The following is a 24496-nucleotide window of genomic DNA, read 5'->3' as shown; positions in this document are numbered from 1 at the left end:
CCGCTGCGGGAGGGCGCGAGAGGAGAGGACCGTGAGGGGACCCCTGCTGCTGCTGACCGCGGGGCTGGGCGCCGCGGCGTTGCTGCGCCGTGAGTACCCGGCGATCGTCCGCTACCTGAAGATCCGCCGGATGTGACCGGGGTGCCGCCCGGCGGCCCGCCGGGTCTGCGCCTGCTCGGCCCGCCGCCGGAGGCCGGTCCGCCGGCGCCCGCCGCGGACCGGCCGGGCCGGGTCCGGCGCCGGTTCGTGCTGCGCGGCGTCGTCCAGGGGGTCGGGTTCCGCCCCTACGTGCACGGCCTGGCCACCGCCCTCGGGCTGGCCGGCACCGTCCACAACGACGCCGGCGGGCTGGTCTGCGACGTCGAGGGGACGCCGGAGGCCGTCGACGCGTTCGCGGCGCGCCTGGTCACCGGTGCACCACCGCTCGCCGTCGTCGACGACGTGCGCGCGACCGACCTGCCGCCACGCGGCGGCGGCGGCTTCCGCATCGAGCGGTCGGCGGCCGGCGCGGACGACGTGCCGACGCTGGCCGCGCCCGACGTCGCCACCTGCGAGGACTGCCTGCGCGAGATCGCCGACCCGGCCGACCGGCGGTACCGGCACCCGTTCGCCACCTGCACCAACTGCGGTCCGCGGTTCACCATCACGACCGCCCTGCCCTACGACCGGGCGACGACCACGATGGCCGGCTTCCCGATGTGCGGGGAGTGCGCCCGGGAGTACGCCGACCCGGCCGACCGCCGCTTCCACGCCCAGCCCATCGCCTGCCCCGACTGCGGTCCCCGGCTGCAGTTCCTCACCCGCGACGACGACGGTGCCGAGGTCGTCCGGACGGACGGCGACGAGGCGGCGCTGGGCGCCGCGCGGACGCTGCTCCGCGACGGCGGCGTCCTCGCGGTGAAGGGCGTCGGCGGCTACCACCTGGCCTGCCGCGCCGTCGACGACGTCGCCGTCGGCACGCTGCGCCGGCGCAAGCGGCGCGGCGCCAAGCCGTTCGCCGTGATGGCCCCGGACCTCGCGACGGCCCGGGGGCTGGTCGCCGTGGACGACGTGGCCGAGCGGCTGCTCACCGGCCCGGCCCGGCCGATCGTCCTGCTGCCGCGACGCCCGGGCGCGCCCGTGGCCGTGGCCCCCGGCAACCCCGACCTCGGGGTCTTCCTGCCCTACACGCCGCTGCACGCGCTGCTGCTCGGCGACGGCCCCGACGGCCGCGGCCCGGGAGCCCTGGTGATGACCTCGGGCAACCTCGGTGGCGAGCCGATCGTGGCCGACGACGCCGCCGCGCTCGACCGGCTCGGCCCGCTGGCCGACGGGTGGCTGCGGCACGACCGGCCGATCCACGTGCCCTGCGACGACTCGGTGGTCCGCGTCGTCGACGGAGAGGAACTCCCGGTCCGCCGCTCCCGCGGCTACGCGCCGCTGCCGGTGGCGCTGCCGGTCGCGGTGCCGCCGACGCTGGCCGCCGGGGCGGAGCTCAAGAACACCGTCTGCCTCGCCGACGGCCGGCGGGCCTGGCTGTCGGGCCACGTCGGCGACATGGACGACCTGGCCACCCTCGAGGCGGCGACCGCGGCCGAGCGGCACCTGGAGCACCTCACCACCGTCCGGCCGCGGATCGTCGCCGCCGACGCCCACCCCGGCTACCGGTCGCGTTCCTGGGCGGCCGAGCAGGTCCGCCGGCGGACCGGCGTCCGCGGGCTGAGCGACGTCCAGCACCACCACGCTCACGTGGCCGCGCTGCTGGCCGAGCACGGCGTGCCGCCCGACCGGCCGGTCGTCGGCATCGCCTTCGACGGCACCGGCTACGGCACCGACGGCGCGGTCTGGGGCGGCGAGGTGCTCCTGGCCACCGCCCGCTCCTTCCGGCGGGTGGCCCATCTGGGCTACGTGCCGCTGCCCGGCGGCGACGTCACCGTCGACCGCCCCTACCGCATGGCGCTGGCCCACCTCGCCGCTGCGGGGCTGGCGTGGGACCCCGACCTGCCGCCCGTCGCCGCGTGCCCGCTGCCCGAGCGGCGGGTGCTGGCCCACCAGCTGACCACGGGCCTGGGCTGCGTGCCGACCTCGAGCGTGGGCCGGCTGTTCGACGCGGTGGCCGCGCTGGTCGGCGTCCGCCAGGTCGTCGACTTCGAGGCGCAGGCGGCGATCGAGCTCGAGGCGGCCGCCCGCGGCGCCGACCCCGGTGGCCGTCGCTACGCGTTCCCCGTCCGCCCCGGTCCGGTGCGCACCGCCGACCCGGCGCCCGTGGTGCGGGCGGTGGTCGAGGACGTCCGGGTCGGCGTGCCCGCCGGCGTCGTGGCTGCCCGCTTCCACGCCGCCCTCGCCGAGCTGGTCCGGGTGCTCGCCCGCGCCGCCTGCCGCGCCGGGGGCACGGACGTGGTGGGCCTGACCGGCGGCGTCTTCCAGAACGCCGTCCTGCTGTCGGCGGCGAGCCGGGCGCTGGCCGACGACGGCTGGACCGTGCTGCGGCACCGCGTGGTGCCGCCCAACGACGGAGGCCTCTGCCTGGGGCAGGCGCTGGTGGCCGGCGCCCGCGCCGCAGGGGGTCTCCCCGAGCGCAGGAAGGGGTGAGGGTCATGTGCCTGGCGGTCCCGGGACAGGTCGTGGGGCGCTACGAGCGCGACGGCACGGCGATGGCCGAGGTGGACTTCGGCGGGGTGCGCAAGCAGGTGTGCCTGAGCTACCTGCCCGACGTGGTCGCCGGCGACTACGTGATCGTGCACGTCGGGTTCGCCATCCAGCGCCTGGACGAGCGGTCCGCGCTCGACACGCTCGCCGAGTTCGAGCGGCTCGGCGTCCTGGAGGAGGAGTTCGGCGACGGGTTCACCGCGGCCGCGCGGCAGGCCGCCGGCGAGGACCCGGCCCGCACCCGCCGTCCGGGCCGGGACGGCGGGGGGACCGGTGCGGCCGGGGAGGAGAGGGCGTCGTGAAGTACCTCGAGGAGTTCAGCGATCCCGACCTGGCGCGCAAGCTGCTGGACCGGATCGCGGCGGTGACGACGCGGCCGTGGGCGCTCATGGAGGTCTGCGGCGGGCAGACGCACTCGATCATCCGGCACGGCATCGACCAGCTGCTGCCCGAGGGCATCGAGATGATCCACGGGCCCGGCTGCCCGGTCTGCGTCACCCCGCTGGAGGTGATCGACAAGGCGCTGGCCATCGCCGCCCGCCCCGGCGTCACGTTCTGCTCCTTCGGCGACATGCTGCGCGTGCCCGGCAGCGAGGCCGACCTCTTCCGCGTCAAGAGCGCCGGCGGCGACGTGCGCGTCGTGTACTCGCCGCTGGACGCGCTGCAGCTGGCCCGGGAGATGCCCGACCGGCAGGTGGTCTTCTTCGGCATCGGTTTCGAGACCACCGCCCCGGCGAACGCGATGACGGTGCACGAGGCCCGGCGGCTCGGCGTCCGGAACTTCAGCCTGCTGGTCAGCCACGTGCTGGTGCCCCCGGCCATCGCGGCGATCATGGAGTCGCCGTCCTGCCGGGTGCAGGCGTTCCTGGCCGCCGGGCACGTGTGCAGCGTGATGGGCACCGCCGAGTACCCGCCGCTGGCGGAGCGGTACCGGGTGCCGATCGTGGTCACCGGGTTCGAGCCGCTGGACATCCTCGAGGGCATCCGGCGGACGGTCGTCCAGCTGGAGGAGGGCCGCGCCGAGCTGGAGAACGCCTACCGGCGGGTTGTGCCCCCCGAGGGCAACCCCGCGGCGAAGGCCATGCTGGCCGACGTCTTCGAGGTCACCGACCGGGCCTGGCGCGGCATCGGTGTCATCCCGGCCAGCGGCTGGAAGCTGGCGGAGAAGTACCGCGACTTCGACGCCGAGGTCCGGTTCGACGTCGGCGGGATGCGCACCGACGAGTCGGCCATCTGCCGGTCCGGGGAGGTGCTGCAGGGGCTGATCAAGCCGCACGAGTGCGCGGCGTTCGGCCGGCAGTGCACGCCGCGCAACCCGCTCGGCGCGACGATGGTCAGTTCTGAGGGCGCCTGCGCGGCCTACTACCTCTACCGGCGGCTGGAGCTGATCGAGCCGGCCGGCAGCGGGGCGGGCTCCCGTGGCTGAGCCGGCCGGCCCCGGTGCGGCCGGCGGGGGGCATGCCGGCAACGGGCAGGCGGCGGTCGGCGGAGTCCGGACGACGGCGCCGCTGGACGTCACCACGTGGAGCTGCCCGGTGCCGCTGCGCGATTCGCCGACCGTGCAGATGGGCCACGGCGGCGGCGGGCAGATGTCCGGCGAGCTGGTCGAGCACCTGTTCCGGCCCGCGTTCGGCGCGGTCGGCGAGCTGACCGACTCGGCGGTGCTCGAGGTCGGCGACGCGCGGGTCGCGTTCTCCACCGACAGCTTCGTCGTCCGGCCGCTGTTCTTCCCCGGCGGCAGCATCGGCGACCTGGCGGTGAACGGGACGGTCAACGACCTGGCGATGTCGGGTGCCTGGCCGCTGGCCCTGTCCACCGCCTTCATCGTCGAGGAGGGGATGGCGGTGGCCGACCTCGGCCGGGTGGCCACCGCCCTCGGCGCCGCCGCGCGGGCGGCGGAGGTCCCGCTGGTCACCGGGGACACGAAGGTCGTGGACGCCGGGCACGGCGACCAGGTCTTCGTGAACACCGCGGGCGTCGGCCTGGTGCGGCCGGGCGTGGACGTCCGGCCGGGCCGCGCGCGCCCGGGGGACGTCGTCATCGTCAGCGGGGACATCGGCCGGCACGGCGTCGCGGTGCTCAGCTGCCGGGAGGGCCTGGAGTTCGGGACGGCGGTGGAGAGCGACACCGCGCCGCTGCACCGGCTGGTCGCCGCGATGCTCGACGCCGTCCCCGCGGCGGCGGCCGGTGCCGGGGGAGCGGTGCACACGCTGCGCGACCCCACCCGCGGCGGCGTGGCCGCCGCGCTCAACGAGATCGCCCGCACCGCCGGGGTGGGTGTCGAGCTCGTCGAGCGGCAGCTGCCGGTGCCCGCGGCGGTGGCCGACGCGTGCTCGCTGCTCGGCCTGGACCCCCTCTACGTCGCCAACGAGGGCCTGCTGGTCGCCCTGGTGCCACCCGAGCACGCCGAGGAGGTGCTCGCCGCAATGGTCGCCCGACCGGAGGCGGCCGGCGCCCGGGTCGTCGGCGTCGTGGTCGACCGGCATCCGGGGATGGTGGTGGCGCGCACCGGCCTCGGCGGCACGCGGGTGGTCGACCTGCCGGCGGGAGAGCAGCTGCCGCGCATCTGCTGAGCGGTCCCCGTCCATACGGTGCATGACGGCGGCCTTGCGAAAGCGTGTCGGTCGCGCCTCGATCGGGATGCCCGGCGCCCCCGCGGGGACCGGACGGGTGCCGGACGTGCCATCCGGCACGCCCGCACGGCACCTCCGGCCGGTCGCCGCGGCGCCGGTCGCCGACGAGGGGAGATCCGCATGAACGACGCCACCCACCTGCACCGCTCGGGGGCGCGCCGGCCCGGCATCCGGCGGGCCGCGGCCGCCGCGGCCGTCGTCGTCGGTCTCGGTGGCCTGACGGGGTGCGCCGACGCCGCCGGGAGCGGCGCCGACGCGGTGAGCTCCGAGGACGTGGAGCGGCTGGAGGCCGACCTCGGCTCGCTCGACGACCGTCTCGGAGAGCTGGAGCAGGACCTCCGGAGCGCCGCCGGCGACGCCGTGGACCGGGCCGGCGCCGCGGCCTCCAGCGCCGCCGCCGACCTCGGCGTGCTGGAGGACGTCCGGTCGCTGCTCGACCGGGAGATCACCTTCACCGCGGAGGTCGGCGAGCTGCTGCAGACGACCGACGCCGGGACCGTCTTCCGGGTCGAGGGGCCGGGAGGCGAGCCGGTCACCGTGGTCGCGCCCGACGCCCCCGCGGAGCTGACCGCGAACGACGTGGTCGAGGTGTCCGGCACCGTCCGGCAGATCGGGGAGGACACCTTCCAGCAGGACTTCGGCGTGACCGCCGACCAGCTGCTGCAGGACCCCCAGGCCTTCTTCCAGGACGCCCGCGACCAGTTCGCGGTCGATGCCGACACGGTGCGGGTGGTCCAGGACGCCACCGGCGGCAACTGACCGGGGTTCCGCGGCGCGCAGACCCGCGCCCCGCGGTCGGCGACCCCCGCGCCCCGCGGACGGCGACCCCGCGCCCCGTGGACGGCGGGCGGGACGGCGGCGCGGCCGGCCCGACCCGCTCCCGTCCCGGACGGCGCCGCCGGGCACGCCCCGGCCCCGGGGCGGCCGTAGGCTCCTCCGGGTGAGCGGTCCTCTCGACACCGGGGTCATCGAGCCGGCCGGCCGCGTCGCCCACCTGCCGGCTCCGGCCGGGTTCCCGGCGGGCTCCCGCTAGCGGCGGTCGGGGGAGGACCCGGGATGACCAGCGAGCGGAGCGCTCCGCCGCCCGAGCGCACCCCGCAGGGGCGCGCGGACGGGCCGGTGCCGGGCGGGGCCGGCGAGGCCGAGCTCCCGTCACCCGGAGCCGGCCCGGCCGCCGTCCTGCCCCGCTGGTTGCTGCTCGTCGGCGGGATCGCCGCGGCCACGATCGCCGTGGCCGGCCTGCGCTCGATCGCCTGGCTGCTCGGGCCGGTGTTCCTGGCCCTGGTGGTCGTGATCGCCCTGGCGCCGGTGCGCGACGGGCTGCGTCGGGCGGGCCTCCCCGGATGGCTGGCGACGACCGTCCTGCTCGTGCTGGTCTGGTCGGTGCTGCTGGCCTTCGTGGGGCTGCTCGTGCTGTCGGTGGCCCAGCTCGCCGAGCTGCTGCCGGACTACTCGCTGCGTGCCCAGCTGCTGATCAACGACGTCGTCGAGCGGTTGAACGAGGCCCGGCTGGTGCAGGGCCGGCTCTCCGACCTGGTGGAGCAGATCGACTACGGGCAGGTCGTCGGCCTCGCCACCGGGTTGCTCGGCCGGCTCACCGACACCGCCAGCACGTTGGTGCTGCTGCTCACGGCCATGGTGTTCGTGACCGTGGAGTCCAGCGGCTTCGGCCGGCGCATGGCACTGGTCGGGGCCGAGCGCCCGCACCTGCCGGTGGCGCTCACCCTCTTCGCCCAGGGCACCCGCAGCTACCTGCTGGTCAGCACCGTCTTCGGGGCGATCGTCGCCGTCGGTGACGCGATCGCGCTCGCCCTGATCGGGGTGCCCGCCGCGGCGCTGTGGGGGCTGCTGGCCTTCATCACCAACTACGTGCCGACGATCGGGTTCGTCCTCGGCCTGGTGCCGCCCGCGCTGCTCGGCCTGCTGGCCGGCGGCTGGGGCGAGCTGCTGGTGATCGTGGTCGTGTACTCGCTGCTGAACTTCGTCGTCCAGACGCTCATCCAGCCGCGCTTCGTCGGTGACTCGGTGGGCCTGTCGATGACGGTCACCTTCATCGCCCTGCTCTTCTGGGGCTGGGTGCTCGGCGCGCTCGGCGCGCTGCTCGCCATCCCGCTGACCCTGCTGGTCAAGGCGCTGCTGGTCGACGTCGACCCGCGCGGGCACTGGCTGGACGCGCTGCTGCGCGAGGAGCCCCGGGCACCGCGCACCTCGCGCGCCCGCCGGCGCATGCAGGCCCGGCGGTCGGCGCTGGCCACGGTGCGCCACCTGCACCTGCGGCGACCGCACCCGGCGGCGCCGTCGCCGGGCCCGGAGGGCCCCGTCCCGGACCACCCGCAGGTCGCTCCGGACGGCGAGCGGGTCGAGGTCCCGCCGTCGTCCCATCCGCCTCCTGAGCCGGTGCCCGGCCCGCCGCCCGGCGCGGCCGAGCCGCGGCCCGGCGCGGCCGGGACGCTGCCCCGCCCGGCCGCTCGGCCGGGGAGCGGAGCGGAGGCGCCCGTGCCCACCGGTTCCGCCCGGCGGCGGGTCCGGCGGGTGCGCGGCGGCTGACCGGTCCGGTCGGTGCCATCCTGGCCGCGTGCGCCTGGAATCCCGGGACGGCACCTGGTTCGATCTCCGGGTGCTGCGCCGGCAGCGGCTGGAGCTCCGCGGCGCGCGTCCCGGGAACGACTGGTGCGCCGACTGGCTGGTGCTGCGCGGCGAGGCGTGCGTGCCCGACGGTCGCCGGTGGGCGTTCGTCGAGCCCTGCCTCACGCCGTGGGAGGGGCAGCGGCTCGGGGAGTGGCTGCGAGCCGTGGCCGGCCGCGGCGGCGAGCCCGTGGTCCCGCGCGGCAGCGGGCTGCTGTTCGCCGAGCCGTTGCTGTCGCTCGCCTTCGACGACGCGCGGGCGGACCGGAGGTTGCTGCGGGTGCACCTCACCGGCGCCGCGGCGTGGCCGGACCCCGCCGACGGCCGGCCGCGCGGGGGCGGCTTCGCCCTCGACCTGACCGAGGCCGGGCTGCTGCGGGCCGCCGACGCGTGGTCGGCGGCGCTGCCGGGATGAGCGGCGTCCGGCCCCCCGCGCGCGCCCGCGCGGCGGGCCGGAGCCCGGTGCGGTAGACCTGGCAGGCCCGTCCCACCCGCTCCCCCCGGAGGTCCGCCCGTGCTGGCCAGCATCGGTTACGCCGTCGCCTACACCGGGGTCGGCCTGGTGCTGCTGGCCCTCGGCTACTTCGCGCTCGACCTGCTCACCCCGGGGCACCTCGGCCGGCACATCTACGAGGACCGATCGGTCAACGCCGCCGTCGTCCTGGCCGCCGGGTTCGTGGGTCAGGGGGCGATCATCTTCACCACGATCTGGACCAACGCCGTGAGCGGCTTCGGTACGGCGCTGGGCTGGACCGTGGTGTTCGGCGTCCTGGGCGTGGTGCTCCAGGCGATCGCGTTCCTGCTGCTGGACCTGATCACCCCCGGTCGGCTCGGCGCGCACATGACCGAACGCGCCTTCCACCCCGCGGCGCTGGTCACCGCGGCGGCCCAGGTGTCGGTCGCGGCGATCATCGTCGCGTCCATCTGGCCCTGAGCCCGCCGAACTGCGCGCTGGAGGCCCCGGCCGTGGGAGCCGGTGGCTCCCGGCGATTCCTGGCCGACACGCCGGGCCTACCGGTGGGTAGCGCTCGCGCGGACGCACGTACGGTGACGGGCGACCGTGAGCGCCGCCGTCGCCGACGACGCGGCCCGCGGACGTCGACGAGGAGGACGACACATGACGCAGGGCAGCCCCCGCGTGGCCATCGTGACCGGAGGGGCGCGCGGCATCGGCGCGGCCACCGCGAGGCGGCTGGCCGCCGACGGCTTCGCCGTGGCCGTGCTGGACCTGGACGAGGCCGCCTGCAAGGGGACGGTGGAGGACGTCGAGTCCGCCGGCGGCCGGGCGCTGGCGGTCGGTGCCGACGTGAGCGACGCCGCGCAGGTCGAGGCGGCCGTGGAGCGCGTCGCCCGGGAGCTCGGCCCGCCCACGGTGCTGGTGAACAACGCCGGGGTCACCCGGGACAACCTGCTGTTCAAGATGACCGAGGCCGACTGGGACACGGTCATGGACGTCCACCTGCGCGGGGCGTTCTTGATGAGCCGGGCCACGCAGAAGCACATGATCGAGGCCGGCTGGGGGCGCATCGTCAACCTGTCGAGCACCTCGGCGCTGGGCAACCGCGGCCAGGCGAACTACTCGGCGGCCAAGGCGGGCCTGCAGGGCTTCACCAAGACGCTGGCCATCGAGCTGGGCAAGTTCGGCGTCACCGCCAACGCGATCGCGCCCGGTTTCATCGAGACGGAGATGACCCGGGCCACCGCCGAGCGGCTCGGGGTCCCGTTCGAGGACTTCATGAAGGGCGCCGTCGCGCAGATCCCGGTCGGCCGGGTCGGCCAGCCCGAGGACATCGCCCACCTGGTGTCGTTCTTCGTCGGCGAGGGCGCCGGCTTCGTCTCCGGGCAGGTCGTCTACGCCGCCGGCGGCCCGCGGGTCTGACCGGCTCGCCGGCGTCCGGCGTGGTCGACGTCGCCGTGCGGCCGGTGCGCCTCGAGGACGCCGCGCCGCTGGCCGCGCTGCTGCGCGCCGACCGGGAGGTCCTGGCCCCGTGGGAGCCGGTGCGCGATGGCGAATGGTCCACCGAGGAGGGCCAGCGCCGCGAGCTGCGCCGGGTGCTCGAGCGGGCCGCCGCGGACGCCGTGCTGCCCTGCGTCGTGCTGGTCGACGGCGAGCCGGCCGGGCGGGTCAACGTGAACAACGTCGTCCGCGGGGCCTTCCAGTCCGGCGACCTCGGCTACTGGATCGCCTCCCCGCACACCGGCCGGGGCGTGGCCACCGCCGCGGTCGCGGCGGTGGCCCGCCGCGCCTTCGCCGACCCCGGGGACGGCGGGCTGGGGCTGCACCGCCTGCAGGCCGGCACCCTGCCGCACAACGCGGCCTCCCGCCGGGTGCTCGAGCGCAACGGCTTCACCCGCATCGGCTGCGCGCCGCGCTACCTGCGCATCGCCGGGCGCTGGCAGGACCACGTGCTGTACCAGCTGCTCGCCCCCGAGGACCGCGCCGGGCCCGGGCCGGACGCCGGAGCGCCGGCACAGCCGGGGGCCGGTCAGGTGGCCGCCGGGAACCCCGGTCCGAGCCGCACCGGCCGCGGCTCGAGCAGCCGGGTCACGATCGGCCCGGCGACGGCGAGCACCAGCACGTAGCCCGCGGCGACCGGCCCCACCTCGGGCAGACCGGCGGCCACCGCGATCCCGGCGATGACGACGGAGAACTCGCCTCGGGCGATCAGCGCCGTGCCGGCGCGCAGGCGACCGGGGAGGGCGACGCCGTCGCGGCGGGCGGCGAACCAGCCGGTGGCGACCTTCGTCGCCCCGGTGACGACCGCGAGGAGCAGCACGCCCGGCAGCACGGGCAGCACCTCGCCCGGGTCGATGCTCAGCCCGAAGGCGACGAAGAAGGTCGCGGCGAAGAGGTCGCGCAGCGGGCCGAGGATCGCCCGGGCCCGGTCGGCGAACGACGCGGGCAGGGCCAGGCCGACCAGGAAAGCGCCGACCGCCGCCGAGGCGCCGAGCGCCTGCGCCAGCCCGGCGACCACGAGGGTGAGCCCGAACAGGCGCAGCAGCACCTGCTCGTCGTCGCGGTGGGCCAGCAGCCGCCCCAGCCGGTGGCCGTGCCGCTGCGCGGCCAGCAGCACCAGCAGCACGGTGCCGACGGCCAGCGCGGTGCCGGCGACGGCCGACAGGGCGCTGCCGCCGGCCAGGGCGACCACCAGCAGCGGCAGGAACAGGGCCATGGCCAGGTCCTCGAGCACCAGCACCGCGAGCACGGCGGGGGTCTCCCGGTTGGCCAGCCGGCCGAGGTCGCCGAGCAGCCGGGCCACGATGCCCGACGAGGTGATGTAGGTGACGCCGGCCAGGGCCAGCGCGCCCTGCCAGGGCAGGCCGAGCAGCAGGCCGGCGACGAAGCCGGGCGGCGCGTTGAGCAGCAGGTCGACCAGGCCGGAGGGGCCGTGCCGGCGCAGCGAGGCGAACAGCTCTGGTGGGGAGAACTCCAGGCCCAGCGTCAGCAGCAGCAGGACGACGCCGATCTCGGCCGCCGCCTCGAGGAACGGCTCGGCGGTGGTGAGCGGCACGATCCCGCCCTCCCCGAGGGCCAGCGCGGCCACCAGGACGAAGGGCACGGGTGACAGGCCGAGCCGGCGGGCGAGCAGACCCAGCAGCGACAAGCCGACGAAGAGCAGGCCGAGTTCGACCAGCAGCGCGGCGACGTCGTCCACGACCGCTCCGCGGCTACGCCGGGGCGGACAGGTGCCGGTCCAGCTCCTCGAGCCCCCGGCGCGACCCGATGGCCACCAGCACGTCCCCGGCGCGCAGCAGGTCGCGCGGCCTGGGGGAGGGGACCACGTCGGTGTCGCGGACGATCGCGACGATCGAGCAGCCGGTCAGCGTCCGCGCCCGGGTGTCGCCGAGCGGCCGGTCGACGAAGCGCGACCCGGGCCGGACGGGGAACCGGCCGGACTCCAGGCCGGGGACCTCGCGCGAGAGGTCGGCGAAGCGCTGGGTCAGCCGCGGGGCGCCGAGCACCTCGGCCACCGCGTCCACCTCGTCGGGGTCCAGCCGCAGCACGCCGCGGGCCCGGTCGGGGTCGCGGCGGTCGTAGACGGCGACCTCCGCGCCGCCCTCGCGCTGCACCACGATGCCCAGCACCTCGCCGGAGCGGGTGCGCAGCTCGTACCGGACGCCGACACCGGGCAGCATCGTCTCCACGAGATCCACGCCCCGCATCGTGGCAGAGCCCGGTGTCAGGGAAGGCGGTCGGCGAGCAGCTCCGCGAGGTGACGGCCGCGGCGGCCGGCCAGGTCGTCCAGCTGCGTGCGGCAGGAGAAGCCGTCGGCCAGCACGACGCCGTCCCCGGGCAGCTCCCGGACGGCGGGGAGCAGCCGCTGCCCGGCGATCGTGACCGACACGTCGTGGTGCCCGCGCTCGACGCCCCAGTTGCCGGCCAGCCCGCAGCACCCGCCGAGCCGGGTGACCTCGGCGCCGGCCCGCTGCAGCAGCCGCTGGTCGGGCGCCCACCCCATGACCGCGTGGTGGTGGCAGTGCGGCTGGGCGACGGCGGGAACGCCGTGCAGGGACGGCGGCGTCCAGCCCGGGGTGTCCTCGAGCAGCTCGGCCAGCGTCCGCGTGGCGCGCGCCACCCGCTCGGCCGCCGCGCCGGTCTCCCCCTCGGCGAGGAGCTCGACCGCGTCCCCGCGGAGCACGGCGGTGCACGAGGGCTCCAGCCCTACCACCGGGATCCCGGCGTCCGCGGCCCGGGCGAGCGTGCGCACCGTGCGGCCCAGGATGCGGCGTGCGGCGCCGAGCTGGCCGGTGGTGATCCAGGTCAGCCCGCAGCAGGTCGAGGCCGGCGGCACCTCCACCCGGTAGCCGGCCGCCTCGAGCACCCGGGCGGCGGCCAACCCGACCTCGGGGGAGAAGTGGTCGGTGAACGTGTCGACCCACAGCGCCACCGGCGGCCGGCCGGCGTCGGCGGCGCGGGACCGGTCGGCCCACTGCTGCCGGAACGTGCGGTCGGCGAAGGCCGGCAGCGAGCGGCGCCGGTCGACGCCGGCCGACCAGCGGGCCAGCCGGCCACCGATCCGCGACCGGGTGACCGCGTTGACCGCCCGGGGGGCGCGCGCGGCGAGGTCGGCCCAGCGGGGCAGCCGGCCCAGCACGTAGTGCGAGCGCGGCCGGACCCGCCGCCGGTACGACTGGTGCAGCACCTCCGCCTTGTACGAGGCCATGTCCACGCCCGTGGGGCAGTCCCGGGCGCAGCCCTTGCACGACAGGCACAGGTCCAGCGCCGCGTGCACCTCGGGGGAGCGCCAGTCGCGCACCGGGCCGCCCGGCGCCAGCATCTCCTGCAGCACCCGGGCCCGGCCGCGGGTGGTGTCCTTCTCCTCGCGGGTCGCGCCCCACGACGGGCACATCACCCCCGAGCCGCCCAGGTCGGCCCGGCACTTGCCCACACCCGTGCAGCGGTGCACGGCCGCGGTCAGGTCGCCGCCGTCGTGCCGGAAGGCCAGCGCGAGCCCGGTGCGGCGGGGCGGCGCGTCGGCCATCCGGACGGCGTCGGTCATCGACGCCGGCCGCACCAGCACACCGGGGTTGAGCACGTCGTCCGGGTCGAGCACGCCCTTGACCCGCGCGAACAGGTCCAGCGCTGCGTCCGAGTACATGAAGCGCAGCAGCTCGCTCCGGGCCCGGCCGTCGCCGTGCTCCCCGGACACCGAGCCGCCGTACCGGGCCACCAGCCGGGCGGCGTCCTCGATGAAGGCGCGGTAGACGACCCGGCCGGCGTCCGCGGCGCCGGTGTCCGGGCCGAACGGGAAGTCGATCCGGCCGTGCACGCAGCCGTCGCCGAAGTGGCCGTACGGGACGCACTGGAGGCCGTGGGAGCCCAGCAGGGCCTCGAAGTCGCGCAGGTAGGCACCCAGCCGCTCGGTCGGGACGGCGGCGTCCTCCCACCCCGCGTGCGCCGGACGCCCGTCGCTGGTCTTGCCGGCCAGCCCCGCGCCGTCCTCGCGGATCCGCCAGATCGCGGCCGCCTGGGCGAGGTCGGTGACGACCATCGCGTCGAGGGCGCCGGCGTCGGCGACCACCTTCTGCGCCCGGTCGGTCAGCTCGTCCACCGTGGCGGCGGTCATTTCGACGACCAGCCAGCCCTGCCCGCGTGGCAGGTCGGGCACCACGGCGGCCGGCACCTCGCGCACCCGGTCGACGATCCGCGCGTCCAGCCCCTCCACCGCCGTCGGCCCGTGCGGCAGCACACCGGGCGTGGCGTCGGCCGCCTCGGCCATCGACGGGTAGCCGAGCACCACGAGGCCGCGGTGCTCCGGCTCGGGCACCAGCCGCACGGTCGCGCCGAGCACCAGCGCCAGCGTGCCCTCGCTGCCCACCAGCGCCCGGGTGACGTCGAAGCCGCGCTCGGGCAGGAGGTGTTCCAGGGCGTAGCCGGAGACCTGGCGGCCGAAGCGGCCCACCTCGGTGCGGATCGTGGCCAGCCCGCCGTCGACCACCTTGCGCAGCCGGTCCAGGGCGGGGTCGGCCGGCGCGGCGCCGTCCAGCGCCAGCCGGGCACCGGTGCCGGTGACCACGTCCAGCGCGACCACGTTGTCCGACGTCCGGCCGTAGCCCAGGGCGCGCGAGCCGCAGGCGTTGTTGCCGATCATGCCGCCGATCGTGCAGCGGTTGTGCGTGCTCGGGTCGGGCCCGAAGCGCAGCCGGTGCGGCCGCGCGGCGGCCTGCAGCGCGGCCTGGACGACGCCGGGGTCGACCACCGCCGTCCGGGTCTCCGGGTCGATCGAGCGCACCCGGGACAGGTGCCGGCTGGTGTCGACGACGACACCCGGCCCGACCGCGTTGCCGGCGATCGAGGTGCCCGCGCCGCGCATGGTCAGCGGGACGCGGCGCTCGCGGCAGACGGCCAGCACCGCCTCGATCTCGTCGGGGTGCCGCGGCCGGACCACCGCCCGGGGGAGCACCCGGTAGAGCGAGCCGTCGGAGGAGTAGAGCGCCCGGGCCAGCCCGGAGCCGTCGACGTCACCGACGCCGGCCCGGCGGAGCGCGTCGAGCAGGCCGTCGTCCGGGCCGTCGTCCGCGGTCCGGGTCACCACAGGCTCAGCGAGCGGGTGAGGATGCCGGCGGCGTCGTCCTCGGTGACCGGCTTGGGCGCCGTGGCCAGCAGCCGCTGCTGCTTCATCGCGCCGTCGACCAGGTCCGGCACGTCGGCCTCGGTGTAGCCGACCGCGCCGATGCCGCCCGGGATGTCGATGTCGCGCATCAGCCGGACGAGCACCGCGGGCAGGAAGTCGACCGCGTCGGCCGGCTCGTCGGCGTCCGGCGCGAGCAGCCGTGCGGCGCGCACGTGCCGCTCCGGGGCGGCGTCGAAGGTGAAACGGAAGGCCTCCGGCGCGGTCAGCGACACCGCCATGCCGTGCGGGACCATCGGCTCGTCGGGCGGGTAGTCCTTGGGGTGGAAGTCGCGCACCCGGCCGGCGATGGGGTAGGCGTTGGCGTGCGGGATGTGCACGCCGGCGTTGCCGAAGCCGAGGCCGGCCATCGTCGCGGCCAGGGCCATGTCCCCGCGGGCCGCCTGGTCGTCGCCGTCCCGGACGGCCCGGCGGAAGGCACCGGCCATCAGCGACAGCGACTTCTCCGACCACATGTCGGCGATCGGGTTGGAGCCGCAGTAGGGCACCCGCTGCTCGGGCCGCTTGCGCTCGTAACTGGTGTAAGGCCGCGCGGTGTAGCTCTCCAGCGCGTGGCAGAGGATGTCCATGCCGGCCGCCGCCGTGACGCCGGCGGGCTGGGTGCGGGTCAGCGACGGGTCGACGACGGCGAGCGTCGGGCGCAGCCGCACGTGGCTGATCCCGGTCTTCACCTTCTGCTCCAGCACGTCGAGCACGCAGATGGTGGTGCTCTCCGCGCCCGTGCCGGTCGTCGTCGGGACGGCGACCAGCGGCTTGAGCGGGTTCTCCGGCGCCCGGCCCCCGCCGACCGGGCGGTTGACGTACTCCATCAGGTCGCCGGGGTTGCTGGTCAGCAGGTTCACGGCCTTGGCGGTGTCGATGCTCGTCCCGCCGCCGACCGCGACGAACGCGTCCCACGGGCCGGACTCCCGCGCGAACTCGATGGCCTCGCGCATGCTCGCGTCGGTCGGCTCGACGTGCGCGCCGTCGTAGACCCGCGCCTCGATGCCGAACTCCGTCATCTGGTCGGCGACCCGTTGCGGGTGCCCGGTGGCGGCGACCCCCGGGTCGGTCACGACGAGCACCCGGCGCGCGCCGGTGGCGGCCAGGTCGTGGCCGATCTCGTCGGCCGCGCCGACGCCGAACTTCAGCTGCGGGGCGCCGTAGGTGAACACGCTCTCCGGGTTGGCGGGGACGGTCGCGGTCATGGCCTCTCCTCGCTGGGCTGCGCTGCCGGTGACGTGGGCGGTGCCCCGAGTCTGCACCGGACGACCACGCGCCGCCGTCCGCCCCCGCGTCCGGACCCGCGCCGGGCGGGCGCGGACCGCTTGCCGGGGGCGCTCGCGGCCGGTGGGATCGACGCACCGCCGCACCCGCGGGCCGACCGCCACGGAGGGCCGCTCATGGACACCGTCGCCACCCAGCAGCCGGGAGCAACCGGGCAGGCACCCGCGGGCGGGCCGTTGTCGGACCGGGAGCTCGACGCCCTCCAGGCGTGGTGGCGGGCGGCCAACTACCTCTCGGTCGGCCAGATCTACCTGATGGGCAACCCGCTGCTGCGCGAGCCGCTCCGCCCGGAGCACGTGAAGCCGCGGCTGCTCGGCCACTGGGGGACCACGCCGGGGCTGAACTTCGTCTACGCCCACCTCAACCGGGCGATCATGGCCCGCGACCTCGACCTGATGTACGTCATGGGGCCGGGGCACGGCGGCCCGGGTCCGGTCGCCGCGGCATGGCTGGAGGGCACCTACAGCGAGGTGTACCCCGACGTCTCGCAGGACGCGGCCGGCATGCGGCGGCTGTTCACCCAGTTCTCCTTCCCGGGCGGCATCCCCAGCCACGTCGCGCCCGAGACGCCGGGATCCATCCACGAGGGCGGCGAGCTCGGCTACGCGCTGTCGCACGCCTACGGCGCGGCGTTCGACAACCCCGACCTGGTGGTGGCCGCGGTCGTCGGGGACGGGGAGGCGGAGACCGGACCGCTGGCGACCAGCTGGCACGGCAACAAGTTCCTCGACCCACGGCGGGACGGCGCGGTGCTGCCGATCCTCCACCTCAACGGCTACAAGATCGCGAACCCCACGGTGCTCGACCGGATCGGCCGCGACGAGCTGGTCGACCTGCTGCGCGGCTGCGGCCACACCCCCCACCTGGTCGAGGGGGCCGACCCGGTGGCGATGCACCAGGCCTTCGCGGCGGCGCTGGACCGCTGCCTGGACGAGATCGCCGCCGCCCAGCGGCGCGCCCGGCAGGACGGCGACACGGCGCGGCCGCGGTGGCCCATGATCGTGCTGCGGTCGCCGAAGGGCTGGACGGGTCCGGCGGAGGTCGACGGGCTGCCGGTGGAGGGCTCGTGGCGGTCGCACCAGGTGCCCTTCGCCGACGCGCGCACCGACGCGGGGCACCGCCGGGTGCTGGAGGAGTGGCTGCGCAGCTACCGGCCGGAGGAGCTGTTCGACGACGACGGCGCTCCGGTGCCCGCCGTCCGCGACCTGCACCCGCACGGGCACCGGCGGATGAGCGACAGCCTGCACGCCAACGGCGGGGGGCTGCTGGTCGACCTCCGGTTGCCCGACTGGCGCGACTCCGCCGTCCCGGTGGCCGAGCCGGGCACCGGATCCGTCGAGTCCACCCGCGTGCTCGGCACCTACCTCCGCGACGTGATGCGGGGGAACATGCACAACTTCCGGGTCTTCGCGCCCGACGAGAACAACTCCAACCGGCTCGGCGCGGTGCTCGAGGCCACCCCGCGCACCTGGATGGCCGAGCTGCGCCCCGGCGACGACTCCCTCGCCCCGGACGGCCGGGTCATGGAGATCCTCTCCGAGCACACCTGCCAGGGCTGGTTGGAGGGCTACCTGCTCACCGGCCGGCACGGGTTGTTCTCCAGCTACGAGGCGTTCGTGCACGTCGTCGACTCGATGTTCAACCAGCACGCCAAGTGGCTGAAGACCACCAACGGCATCGCCTGGCGGCGCCCGATCGCGTCGCTGAACTACCTGCTGACCTCGCACGTGTGGCGGCAGGACCACAACGGCTTCTCGCACCAGGACCCCGGCTTCATCGACCACGTGGTCAACAAGAAGGCCGACGTCATCCGGGTCTACCTGCCGCCGGACGCCAACACCCTGCTGTCGGTCGCCGACCACTGCCTGCGCACCCGGCAGTACGTCAACGTGATCGTCGCGGGCAAGCAGCCGCAGCTGCAGTACCTGGACGTGCGGTCGGCGATCGTGCACTGCACCAAGGGCATCGGCATCTGGGAGTGGGCCAGCAGCGACGCCGGCGCGGAGCCCGACGTGGTCATGGCCTGCGCCGGTGACGTCCCGACGATGGAGACGCTCGCGGCGGTGGAGATCCTGCGCGGCTGGTTCCCCGACCTCCGGTTACGGGTGGTCAACGTGGTCGACCTGATGCGGCTGCAGGACGAGCGCGCCCATCCGCACGGCCTGTCCGACGCGGCGTTCGACGCGCTGTTCACGACGGACCGGCCGGTGGTCTTCGCCTACCACGGCTACCCGTGGCTGATCCACCGGCTGACCTACCGGCGCGCCAACCACGAGAACTTCCACGTGCACGGCTACGTCGAGGAGGGCACGACCACCACGCCGTTCGACATGTGCGTGCTGAACGGGATCGACCGCTACAGCCTGGCGATCGCGGCGATCGACCGCGCGGAGCGGCTGCGTCGGGTGTCGGCGCACGCGCGCGAGGCGCTGGTCAACAAGATCATCGAACACCGCCAGCACGTCCGCACCCACGGCGAGGACCTGCCGGAGGTCCGGAACTGGCAGTGGGGCGCCGGGGCCGGACCGCGGGTCGTCGGCCGGGACGAGCCGCTGCACGAGCCCGAGGCCTGAACGGAGTGGATCCGTGCGCGTCACGCGCATGTCCAGTCACGCGCACGGATCCACTCCGGATCACGAGGTGGGGGGCTCGTCCTTTCCGGACTCCTCCGCCTCGTCGGCCTCCTCTTTGGTCCGGTGCACCGCGCCGTCGGCGTGCTCCGGCGGGCCGTAGACGGTGTAGAGGATGAGCGGGTTCTCACCGGTGTTGACGAAGTTGTGCTTGGTCCCCGCCGGGACGACGACCAGGTCGCCCTGGGCGACCTTCTTGGTCGAGCCCGAGATCCGCGCCTCGCCGGTGCCGCTGACGAAGGTGAGGATCTGGTCGATGTCCTCGTGCACCTCCTCGCCGATCTCCCCACCCGGCGGGATGGTCATGATCACCAGCTGGGTGTTCTTCCCGGTCCAGAGGACGCGGCGGAAGTCGGAGGACTTCTCGGCCTCGGTCGCGATGGTGTAGTGGATGACGGACGCCACGGACGGCGCTCCTCTCGTCTCGCTGGGGCGTGCACGCCGCCGGCACGCGCCGGACGGCAGCCGGCCGGCCGCGGGGAGGCGGCCGGACGGCGGACGCGACTGCTCCTGCCCGCCCGGAGCGCGGAGTAGTCCCCGCCCCGATTGGTCGTCCCGCCCCCAGGACCTCCGGGCGCCGCCACGGCCGGCCCACGGGCGGTCGTGAGCGACCTCACGTCCGGAACGGGAAACATTCCGGGGACGCCGGTGTCAGCCTCGGTGTGATGACCGCGACGACGCCCGCCCGCGCCCCGCTGCGCGTCCTCGTCGTCTGGGCGGTGGCCCTGGCCGCCTACACGGTCGCCGTCTTCCACCGGTCCTCGCTCGGCGTGGCCGCCGTCCAGGCGCAGGAGCGCTTCTCGACCGGCGCCTCGGCGGTGGCGCTGTTCCTCGTGCTGCAGCTGGCCGTGTACGCGGCGCTGCAGATCCCGGTCGGCGTCGCGCTCGACCGCTTCGGCCCCCGCCGGCTGCTGCTCACCGGCGCCGTGACGATGGCCGCCGGGCAGCTGCTGCTGGGGCTGGCCACCGACGTGCCCAGCGCCATCGCGGCGCGGGTGCTGGTGGGCACCGGCGACGCCATGACCTTCATCAGCGTGCTGCGGGTCATCTCCTTCTGGTTCCCCGGCCGCACCGTCCCCCTGGTCACCCAGCTGACCGGCATCCTCGGCCAGGTGGGTCAGGTCGTGGCCGCGTACCCGCTCGTGGCGCTGCTGCGCGGCACGTCCTGGCCGGTCACCTTCGCCGGTGCCGCGGCGACCGGCGTGCTGGTCGCCGTGCTGGTCGGGGTGGCCCTTCGCGACTCGCCCGCCGGTCCGGTCCGCGGGCCGGCGGCGGGGCTGGCCCAGCTGCGCCGCGGCCTGGCCGACACCTGGCACGAGCCGGGCAACCGGCTAGGTCTGTACACCCACCTGGTCACCCAGTTCTCGGGCACGGTCTTCGCGCTGCTCTGGGGCTACCCCTTCCTGACCGTCGGGCAGGGCCTCGCGCCGGCGACCGCGGCCGGGCTGCTCACCCTGCTGGTCGTCGTCGGCATGGTCGTCGGCCCGCTGTTCGGCCGGCTGGTCGGCCAGTGGCCGCTGCGCCGCTCGAACCTCGTGCTGGCCATCACCGCCGCAACCGCGATCGCCTGGACGACGGTCCTGCTGTGGCCCGGCCGGGCGCCGCTGTGGCTGCTCGTCGTGCTGGTGCTGGTGCTGGCCACCAACGGCCCCGGCTCGATGATCGCCTTCGACTACGCCCGCACCGAGAACCCCGCGGAGCGCATCGGCAGCGCGACCGGCGTGGTGAACGTCGGCGGCTTCCTCGCCTCGCTGCTCACCATCCTCGGCGTCGGGGCGGTGCTCGACCTGCTCACCCCCGGCGCCTCGACGGCGTACTCGCTGGACGCTTTCCGGGCCGCCTTCGCCGTCCAGTACCTGTTCTGGGTGCTCGGCGCGGTCGGCGTCGTCCGGCACCGGCGGCAGGTGCGGGCCCGCCTCGCCCGGGAGGGCGTGGTGCTCGCCCCGTTGCACCTGGCCGTCGGCGCCCGCCTGCGCGGCCGCTCGGCCTACCCGCTCGCGCCGACCCGCTGAGCCCCGGGCTGCGCGCCCGCCGCCGGGCGCGCATGATCGCCGCGGGAGCAGCGGGCGGAGCCGGGGAGCAGCGGTGGACGTGGTCGTCGGGCTGGACTCCGGGACGACGGCCACCAAGGCGGTCACCGCCGGGGACGACGCCCGGGTCCGCGACTCCGTCAGCGTCGGCTACGCCCTGCAGGTGCCCCGGCCGGGGCACGCCGAGCTGGACGCCGGGCGCCTGTGCACCGCGGCCGTCGAGGCGCTGGCCGGCGCCACCCGGGCGGCCACCGAGCGCGGGGACCGGGTGGTCGCGGTGTGCCTCAGCGCCGCGATGCACGGCCTGGTGGCGATGGCCGACGACGGCAGCCCGCAGGGGCCGCTGCTGACCTGGGCCGACCAGCGGGCCGCCGACCGCGCCGCGGCGCTGGTGGCCGACGGCCGGGCCGGCCCGCTGCACGACCGCACCGGCACGCCGGTGCACCCCATGTCTCCGCTGACCAAGCTGGCCGCGGCCACCGACGAGGACGCCACGCGGGTGTCGGGAACCCCGCGGTGGGGTGGCGTGAAGGAGCTGGTGGCCGCCGCGCTGTGCGGCGGCCCGCACGTGGTCGACCGCTCCTGCGCCTCCGCCACGGGGATGTACGACCTGCGCGGGCAGCGGTGGGACGAGGAGGCGCTGGCGATCGCCGGCGTCCGCCGCGACCAGCTGGCCGAGGTGCTGCCCACCACCGCCGTGCTGCCGGGGCTTCGCCCGGAGGTCGCCGGGCAGGTCGGGCTGCCGGCGGACCTCCCCGTGGTGATCGGCGCCGCGGACGGCGTGCTGGCCAACCTCGGCATCGGCGCGGTGCGGCGCGAGGTGGCGGCGGTGTCGATCGGCACCAGCGGCGCGATGCGCGTCGTCGTCCCCGAGCCGATGATCGATCCGGGCCGCCGGCTGTTCTGCTACGCCCTCACCGACGAGGCGTGGGTGGTCGGCGGGGCGGTCAACAACGGCGGCTCGGTCGTCCGGTGGGCGGCCCGCACGATGGCCGCCGGTTTCGACGCGGAGGGGCCCCAGGGCGAGGACGCCGACGCCCTCGACGCGCGGCTGGTGGAGGAGGCCGCGGCCGTGCCGGCCGGCAGCGACGGTCTGCTGTGCCTGCCCTACCTGCTGGGCGAGCGGGCGCCGTGGTGGCGTGCCGGGCTGCGCGGCGCCTACCTCGGTCTGCGCCGCTACCACCACCGCCCGCACCTGGTGCGGGCCGCGATCGAGGGGGTCTGCCAGCAGCTCGCGCTCGTGCGCGACGCGTTCGCCGGCACCGGCCTGCCGGTGCGCGAGGTCCGCGCGACCGGCGGCGCGGTCGCGGCCCCGCTGTGGACCCGCACGCTGGCCTCCGCGCTCGACCTGCCGGTGCGCCTGGCCGATTCACCCGAGGGCACCGGCCTGGGCGCCTGCCTGCTCGGCCTGCACGCCCTCGGGGCGCTGCCCGACCTGGACGCCGCCACGACGCTGGTCGACATCGCAGAGCCGGTCCGGCCCGACCCCGACGACGCCAACCTGTACCGGCGGCTGCGTCCGCTCGTCGAGCAGTCGACGCAGGCGCTCGCCGACGTCTTCACCGCGCTCGACGCGGCCGTCCCGGTCGCGCGCGTCCCCGAGGGGCTCACGTGATCCCGGGTCTCGCGGTCGCGCTCGGCCTCCCGGTCCCGCTCGTGCGGGGGCCCTACCCCTGACGGTCACGGGCGATCCCCCCGCCGTAGCGACGCGCGGCGGTCGCCACGGGGGTGGGCGGACGGCGACCGCACCCGCTGTCGCACGCCCCGTCGCGTACTAGCTTCGCCACCCTCAGCCACGCGGGTCGAGGGGAACCGGATGGCGAGCTACCAGTACCGGTGCGCGACCTGCGGCCCCTGGGAGGTCCGCAGGCCGATCGGCACGGCCGGCGGCACCGACGAGTGCCCCACGTGCGGCGGACCCGGCCGGCGCGAGTACACGCCGCCGTTGCTGGCGCGCACGTCGCCGGCGATGGCCGCGGCCCGGCTGCGCGAGGAGACCAGCCGCGACGAGCCCGCCGTCACCTCCGGTCCGCCGCCGCGACCGCCGTCCCGGCGACCGCGCGATCCGCGCTGGAGCACGCTGCCGCGACCGTGACGAGCCGACCGCCGTGCGCGGTGGGGAGGAGGGCGCCGTCCGGCGGCCGCCGGATCCGGGTGCGGCCGCGGTCACGGGGGTTGCACGGGGGTGCACGACGACCGTTCGCTCGAATTGGAGTGCGACATGCCAGACGTGGTCTTCACCGTCGACCAGGCCAAGTCCATGCGCGACCAGGCCGTACCCGGGCACAACCGGTGGCACCCCGACGTCCCCGTCGCGACCATGGTCCGGCCGGGGCAGGACATCCGCGTCGAGTGCCGCGAGTGGACCGACGCGCAGATCGGCAACAACGACTCCGCCAACGACGTCCGCGACGTCGACCTGACCCGCGCCCACATGCTGAGCGGGCCGATCGGCGTCGAGGGCGCCGAGCCCGGCGACCTGCTGGTCGTCGACATCCTCGACCTCGGCCCGGTGCAGCCCCCGCAGGAGTACGGCGACGCCCCCGGCCAGGGCTGGGGGTACACGGGCATCTTCGCCAAGGCCAACGGCGGCGGCTTCCTGACCGACTACTTCCCCGACGCCTACAAGGCGATCTGGGACTTCCACGGCCAGGTGGCCACCTCCCGGCACATACCGGGCGTCCGCTACACCGGCCTGACCCACCCCGGCCTGTTCGGCACCGCACCGTCGGCGGAGCTGCTCGCCCGCTGGAACGAGCGGGAGAAGGCGTTGAACGACACCCAACCCGACCGAGTGCCCCCGCTGGCCCTGCTGCCGCTCGAGGACCAGACCCTCGGCGGCACGGCGACCGGCGACGTGCTCGACGGCATCGCCCGCGACGGCGCGCGGACCGTCCCGGCGCGCGAGAACGGCGGCAACCACGACATCAAGAACTTCTCCCGCGGCTCGCGCGTCTTCTACCCGGTGCACGTGAAGGACGCGAAGCTCTCCGGCGGCGACCTGCACTTCAGCCAGGGCGACGGCGAGATCACCTTCTGCGGTGCCATCGAGATGGGCGGCTTCATCGACTTCCACGTCGACCTCATCAAGGGCGGCATGGAGACCTACGGCGTGACCACCAACCCGGTGTTCATGCCCGGCAACGTCGAGCCCCGGTACTCGGAGTTCCTGACGTTCATCGGGGTCTCGGTCGACCACGAGAACAACACCAACAAGTACCTGGACGCCACCCTGGCCTACAAGCGGGCGTGCCTGAACGCCGTCCGCTACCTCGAGAAGTTCGGCTACTCGGGGCAGCAGGCCTACCTGCTGCTCGGGTCGGCGCCGATCGAGGGCCGGGTCAGCGGCATCGTCGACATCCCGAACGCCTGCTGCTCGCTGTACCTGCCGACGGCGATCTTCGACTTCGACGTGCGGCCGTCGGCCCAGGGGCCGGTCAAGGCCGACCGGGGGCAGTGCGCTGTGACCTCGTGACGTCGTGAGCCCGCGGGCCGGGCGCGACCGATCCCCGAGCGGGTCGTCGCGCCCGGCCGGTGCCGTCAGGACGAGG

General features: G+C 75.9%; 21 protein-coding genes. 16 read left to right on the top strand and 5 right to left on the bottom strand.

Annotated features, from left to right (window positions below; all coding sequences use genetic code 11):
• The first annotated feature begins 31 nt into the window (after window positions 1-31).
• From OF117_RS22200 to OF117_RS00925, 11 genes are all read left to right on the top strand, one after another.
• Window positions 32-136 (top strand): DUF6893 family small protein, encoded by a 105-nt coding sequence (locus tag OF117_RS22200; protein WP_411969395.1) that lies wholly within the window; start codon window positions 32-34, stop codon window positions 134-136.
• A complete protein-coding gene (gene hypF / locus OF117_RS00970) occupies window positions 133-2571 on the top strand; it encodes a carbamoyltransferase HypF (RefSeq protein ID WP_263550914.1) in 2439 nt (812 codons plus the stop codon). Before OF117_RS22200 ends, hypF begins: the two co-directional genes overlap by 4 nt.
• Window positions 2572-2576: 5 nt before the next feature.
• Complete coding sequence (locus OF117_RS00965; RefSeq protein WP_263550913.1) at window positions 2577-2930, top strand: HypC/HybG/HupF family hydrogenase formation chaperone; 354 nt, start codon at window positions 2577-2579, stop codon at window positions 2928-2930.
• Entirely contained in the window at window positions 2927-4054 is a 1128-nt protein-coding gene (hypD, locus tag OF117_RS00960) for a hydrogenase formation protein HypD (RefSeq protein WP_263550912.1), read from the top strand. The genes OF117_RS00965 and hypD overlap by 4 nt, the downstream gene beginning before the upstream one ends.
• Window positions 4047-5201: a hydrogenase expression/formation protein HypE gene (gene hypE / locus OF117_RS00955; RefSeq protein WP_263550911.1), complete on the top strand. Its 1155-nt coding sequence runs from the start codon at window positions 4047-4049 to the stop codon at window positions 5199-5201. Before hypD ends, hypE begins: the two co-directional genes overlap by 8 nt.
• A gap of 180 nt (window positions 5202-5381) precedes the next feature.
• The gene (locus tag OF117_RS00950) at window positions 5382-6020 is read left to right on the top strand and encodes a hypothetical protein (protein ID WP_263550910.1); all 639 of its coding nucleotides are present in this window, start codon (window positions 5382-5384) and stop codon (window positions 6018-6020) included.
• Window positions 6021-6317: 297 nt separating this feature from the next.
• On the top strand, window positions 6318-7808 hold the full coding sequence (locus OF117_RS00945) for an AI-2E family transporter (RefSeq protein WP_263550909.1): 1491 nt from the start codon (window positions 6318-6320) through the stop codon (window positions 7806-7808).
• 28 nt (window positions 7809-7836) lie between these two features.
• Entirely contained in the window at window positions 7837-8301 is a 465-nt protein-coding gene (locus OF117_RS00940) for a hypothetical protein (protein WP_263550908.1), read from the top strand.
• Between the two features lie 99 nt (window positions 8302-8400).
• Complete coding sequence (locus OF117_RS00935) at window positions 8401-8820, top strand: DUF350 domain-containing protein (RefSeq protein ID WP_263550907.1); 420 nt, start codon at window positions 8401-8403, stop codon at window positions 8818-8820.
• Between the two features lie 183 nt (window positions 8821-9003).
• On the top strand, window positions 9004-9765 hold the full coding sequence (gene fabG, locus OF117_RS00930) for a 3-oxoacyl-ACP reductase FabG (protein WP_263550906.1): 762 nt from the start codon (window positions 9004-9006) through the stop codon (window positions 9763-9765).
• Between the two features lie 20 nt (window positions 9766-9785).
• On the top strand, window positions 9786-10469 hold the full coding sequence (locus tag OF117_RS00925) for a GNAT family N-acetyltransferase (protein ID WP_263550905.1): 684 nt from the start codon (window positions 9786-9788) through the stop codon (window positions 10467-10469).
• Here the strand turns inward: OF117_RS00925 and OF117_RS00920 are convergent.
• From OF117_RS00920 to OF117_RS00905, 4 genes are read right to left on the bottom strand one after another with little or no spacing between them, the layout of a single operon-like run.
• Window positions 10373-11542, bottom strand: a complete 1170-nt coding sequence (locus OF117_RS00920) for a cation:proton antiporter (RefSeq protein WP_263550904.1) — start codon at window positions 11540-11542, stop codon at window positions 10373-10375. The genes OF117_RS00925 and OF117_RS00920 overlap by 97 nt on opposite strands.
• Before the next feature lie 13 nt (window positions 11543-11555).
• On the bottom strand, window positions 11556-12050 hold the full coding sequence (locus OF117_RS00915) for a cation:proton antiporter regulatory subunit (RefSeq protein ID WP_263550903.1): 495 nt from the start codon (window positions 12048-12050) through the stop codon (window positions 11556-11558).
• Between the two features lie 17 nt (window positions 12051-12067).
• A complete protein-coding gene (locus OF117_RS00910) occupies window positions 12068-14920 on the bottom strand; it encodes an FAD-binding and (Fe-S)-binding domain-containing protein (RefSeq protein ID WP_263550902.1) in 2853 nt (950 codons plus the stop codon).
• Window positions 14917-16206 carry a hydroxyacid-oxoacid transhydrogenase gene (locus tag OF117_RS00905; protein WP_263550901.1) on the bottom strand — a complete coding sequence of 430 codons (1290 nt, stop codon included), beginning with the start codon at window positions 16204-16206 and terminating at the stop codon, window positions 14917-14919. Before OF117_RS00905 ends, OF117_RS00910 begins: the two co-directional genes overlap by 4 nt.
• A 195-nt stretch (window positions 16207-16401) precedes the next feature.
• Here OF117_RS00905 and OF117_RS00900 point away from each other — a divergent pair, with 195 nt between their 5' ends.
• On the top strand, window positions 16402-18858 hold the full coding sequence (locus OF117_RS00900) for a phosphoketolase (RefSeq protein WP_263550900.1): 2457 nt from the start codon (window positions 16402-16404) through the stop codon (window positions 18856-18858).
• 60 nt (window positions 18859-18918) lie between these two features.
• Here the strand turns inward: OF117_RS00900 and OF117_RS00895 are convergent, their stop codons facing one another.
• Window positions 18919-19320 carry a cupin domain-containing protein gene (locus OF117_RS00895; RefSeq protein ID WP_263550899.1) on the bottom strand — a complete coding sequence of 134 codons (402 nt, stop codon included), beginning with the start codon at window positions 19318-19320 and terminating at the stop codon, window positions 18919-18921.
• Between the two features lie 260 nt (window positions 19321-19580).
• Here OF117_RS00895 and OF117_RS00890 point away from each other — a divergent pair, with 260 nt between their 5' ends.
• The 4 genes from OF117_RS00890 to fmdA all read left to right on the top strand — a co-directional run bounded on the left by OF117_RS00890 (window position 19581) and on the right by fmdA (window position 24420).
• Window positions 19581-20927: an MFS transporter gene (locus OF117_RS00890; protein WP_263550898.1), complete on the top strand. Its 1347-nt coding sequence runs from the start codon at window positions 19581-19583 to the stop codon at window positions 20925-20927.
• 73 nt (window positions 20928-21000) lie between these two features.
• The gene (locus tag OF117_RS00885) at window positions 21001-22560 is read left to right on the top strand and encodes a gluconokinase (protein WP_263550897.1); all 1560 of its coding nucleotides are present in this window, start codon (window positions 21001-21003) and stop codon (window positions 22558-22560) included.
• 201 nt (window positions 22561-22761) lie between these two features.
• The gene (locus OF117_RS00880; protein WP_263550896.1) at window positions 22762-23040 is read left to right on the top strand and encodes a zinc ribbon domain-containing protein; all 279 of its coding nucleotides are present in this window, start codon (window positions 22762-22764) and stop codon (window positions 23038-23040) included.
• Between the two features lie 126 nt (window positions 23041-23166).
• Window positions 23167-24420 carry a formamidase gene (fmdA, locus tag OF117_RS00875; protein ID WP_263550895.1) on the top strand — a complete coding sequence of 418 codons (1254 nt, stop codon included), beginning with the start codon at window positions 23167-23169 and terminating at the stop codon, window positions 24418-24420.
• The last annotated feature ends 76 nt before the right edge of the window (window positions 24421-24496 follow it).

Source organism: Geodermatophilus sp. YIM 151500, from assembly GCF_025716945.1.
Classification (GTDB): domain Bacteria; phylum Actinomycetota; class Actinomycetes; order Mycobacteriales; family Geodermatophilaceae; genus YIM-151500.
The sequence above is the reverse complement of the archived record's forward strand: the minus strand, read 5'-3'. Positions and strand labels throughout refer to the sequence as shown.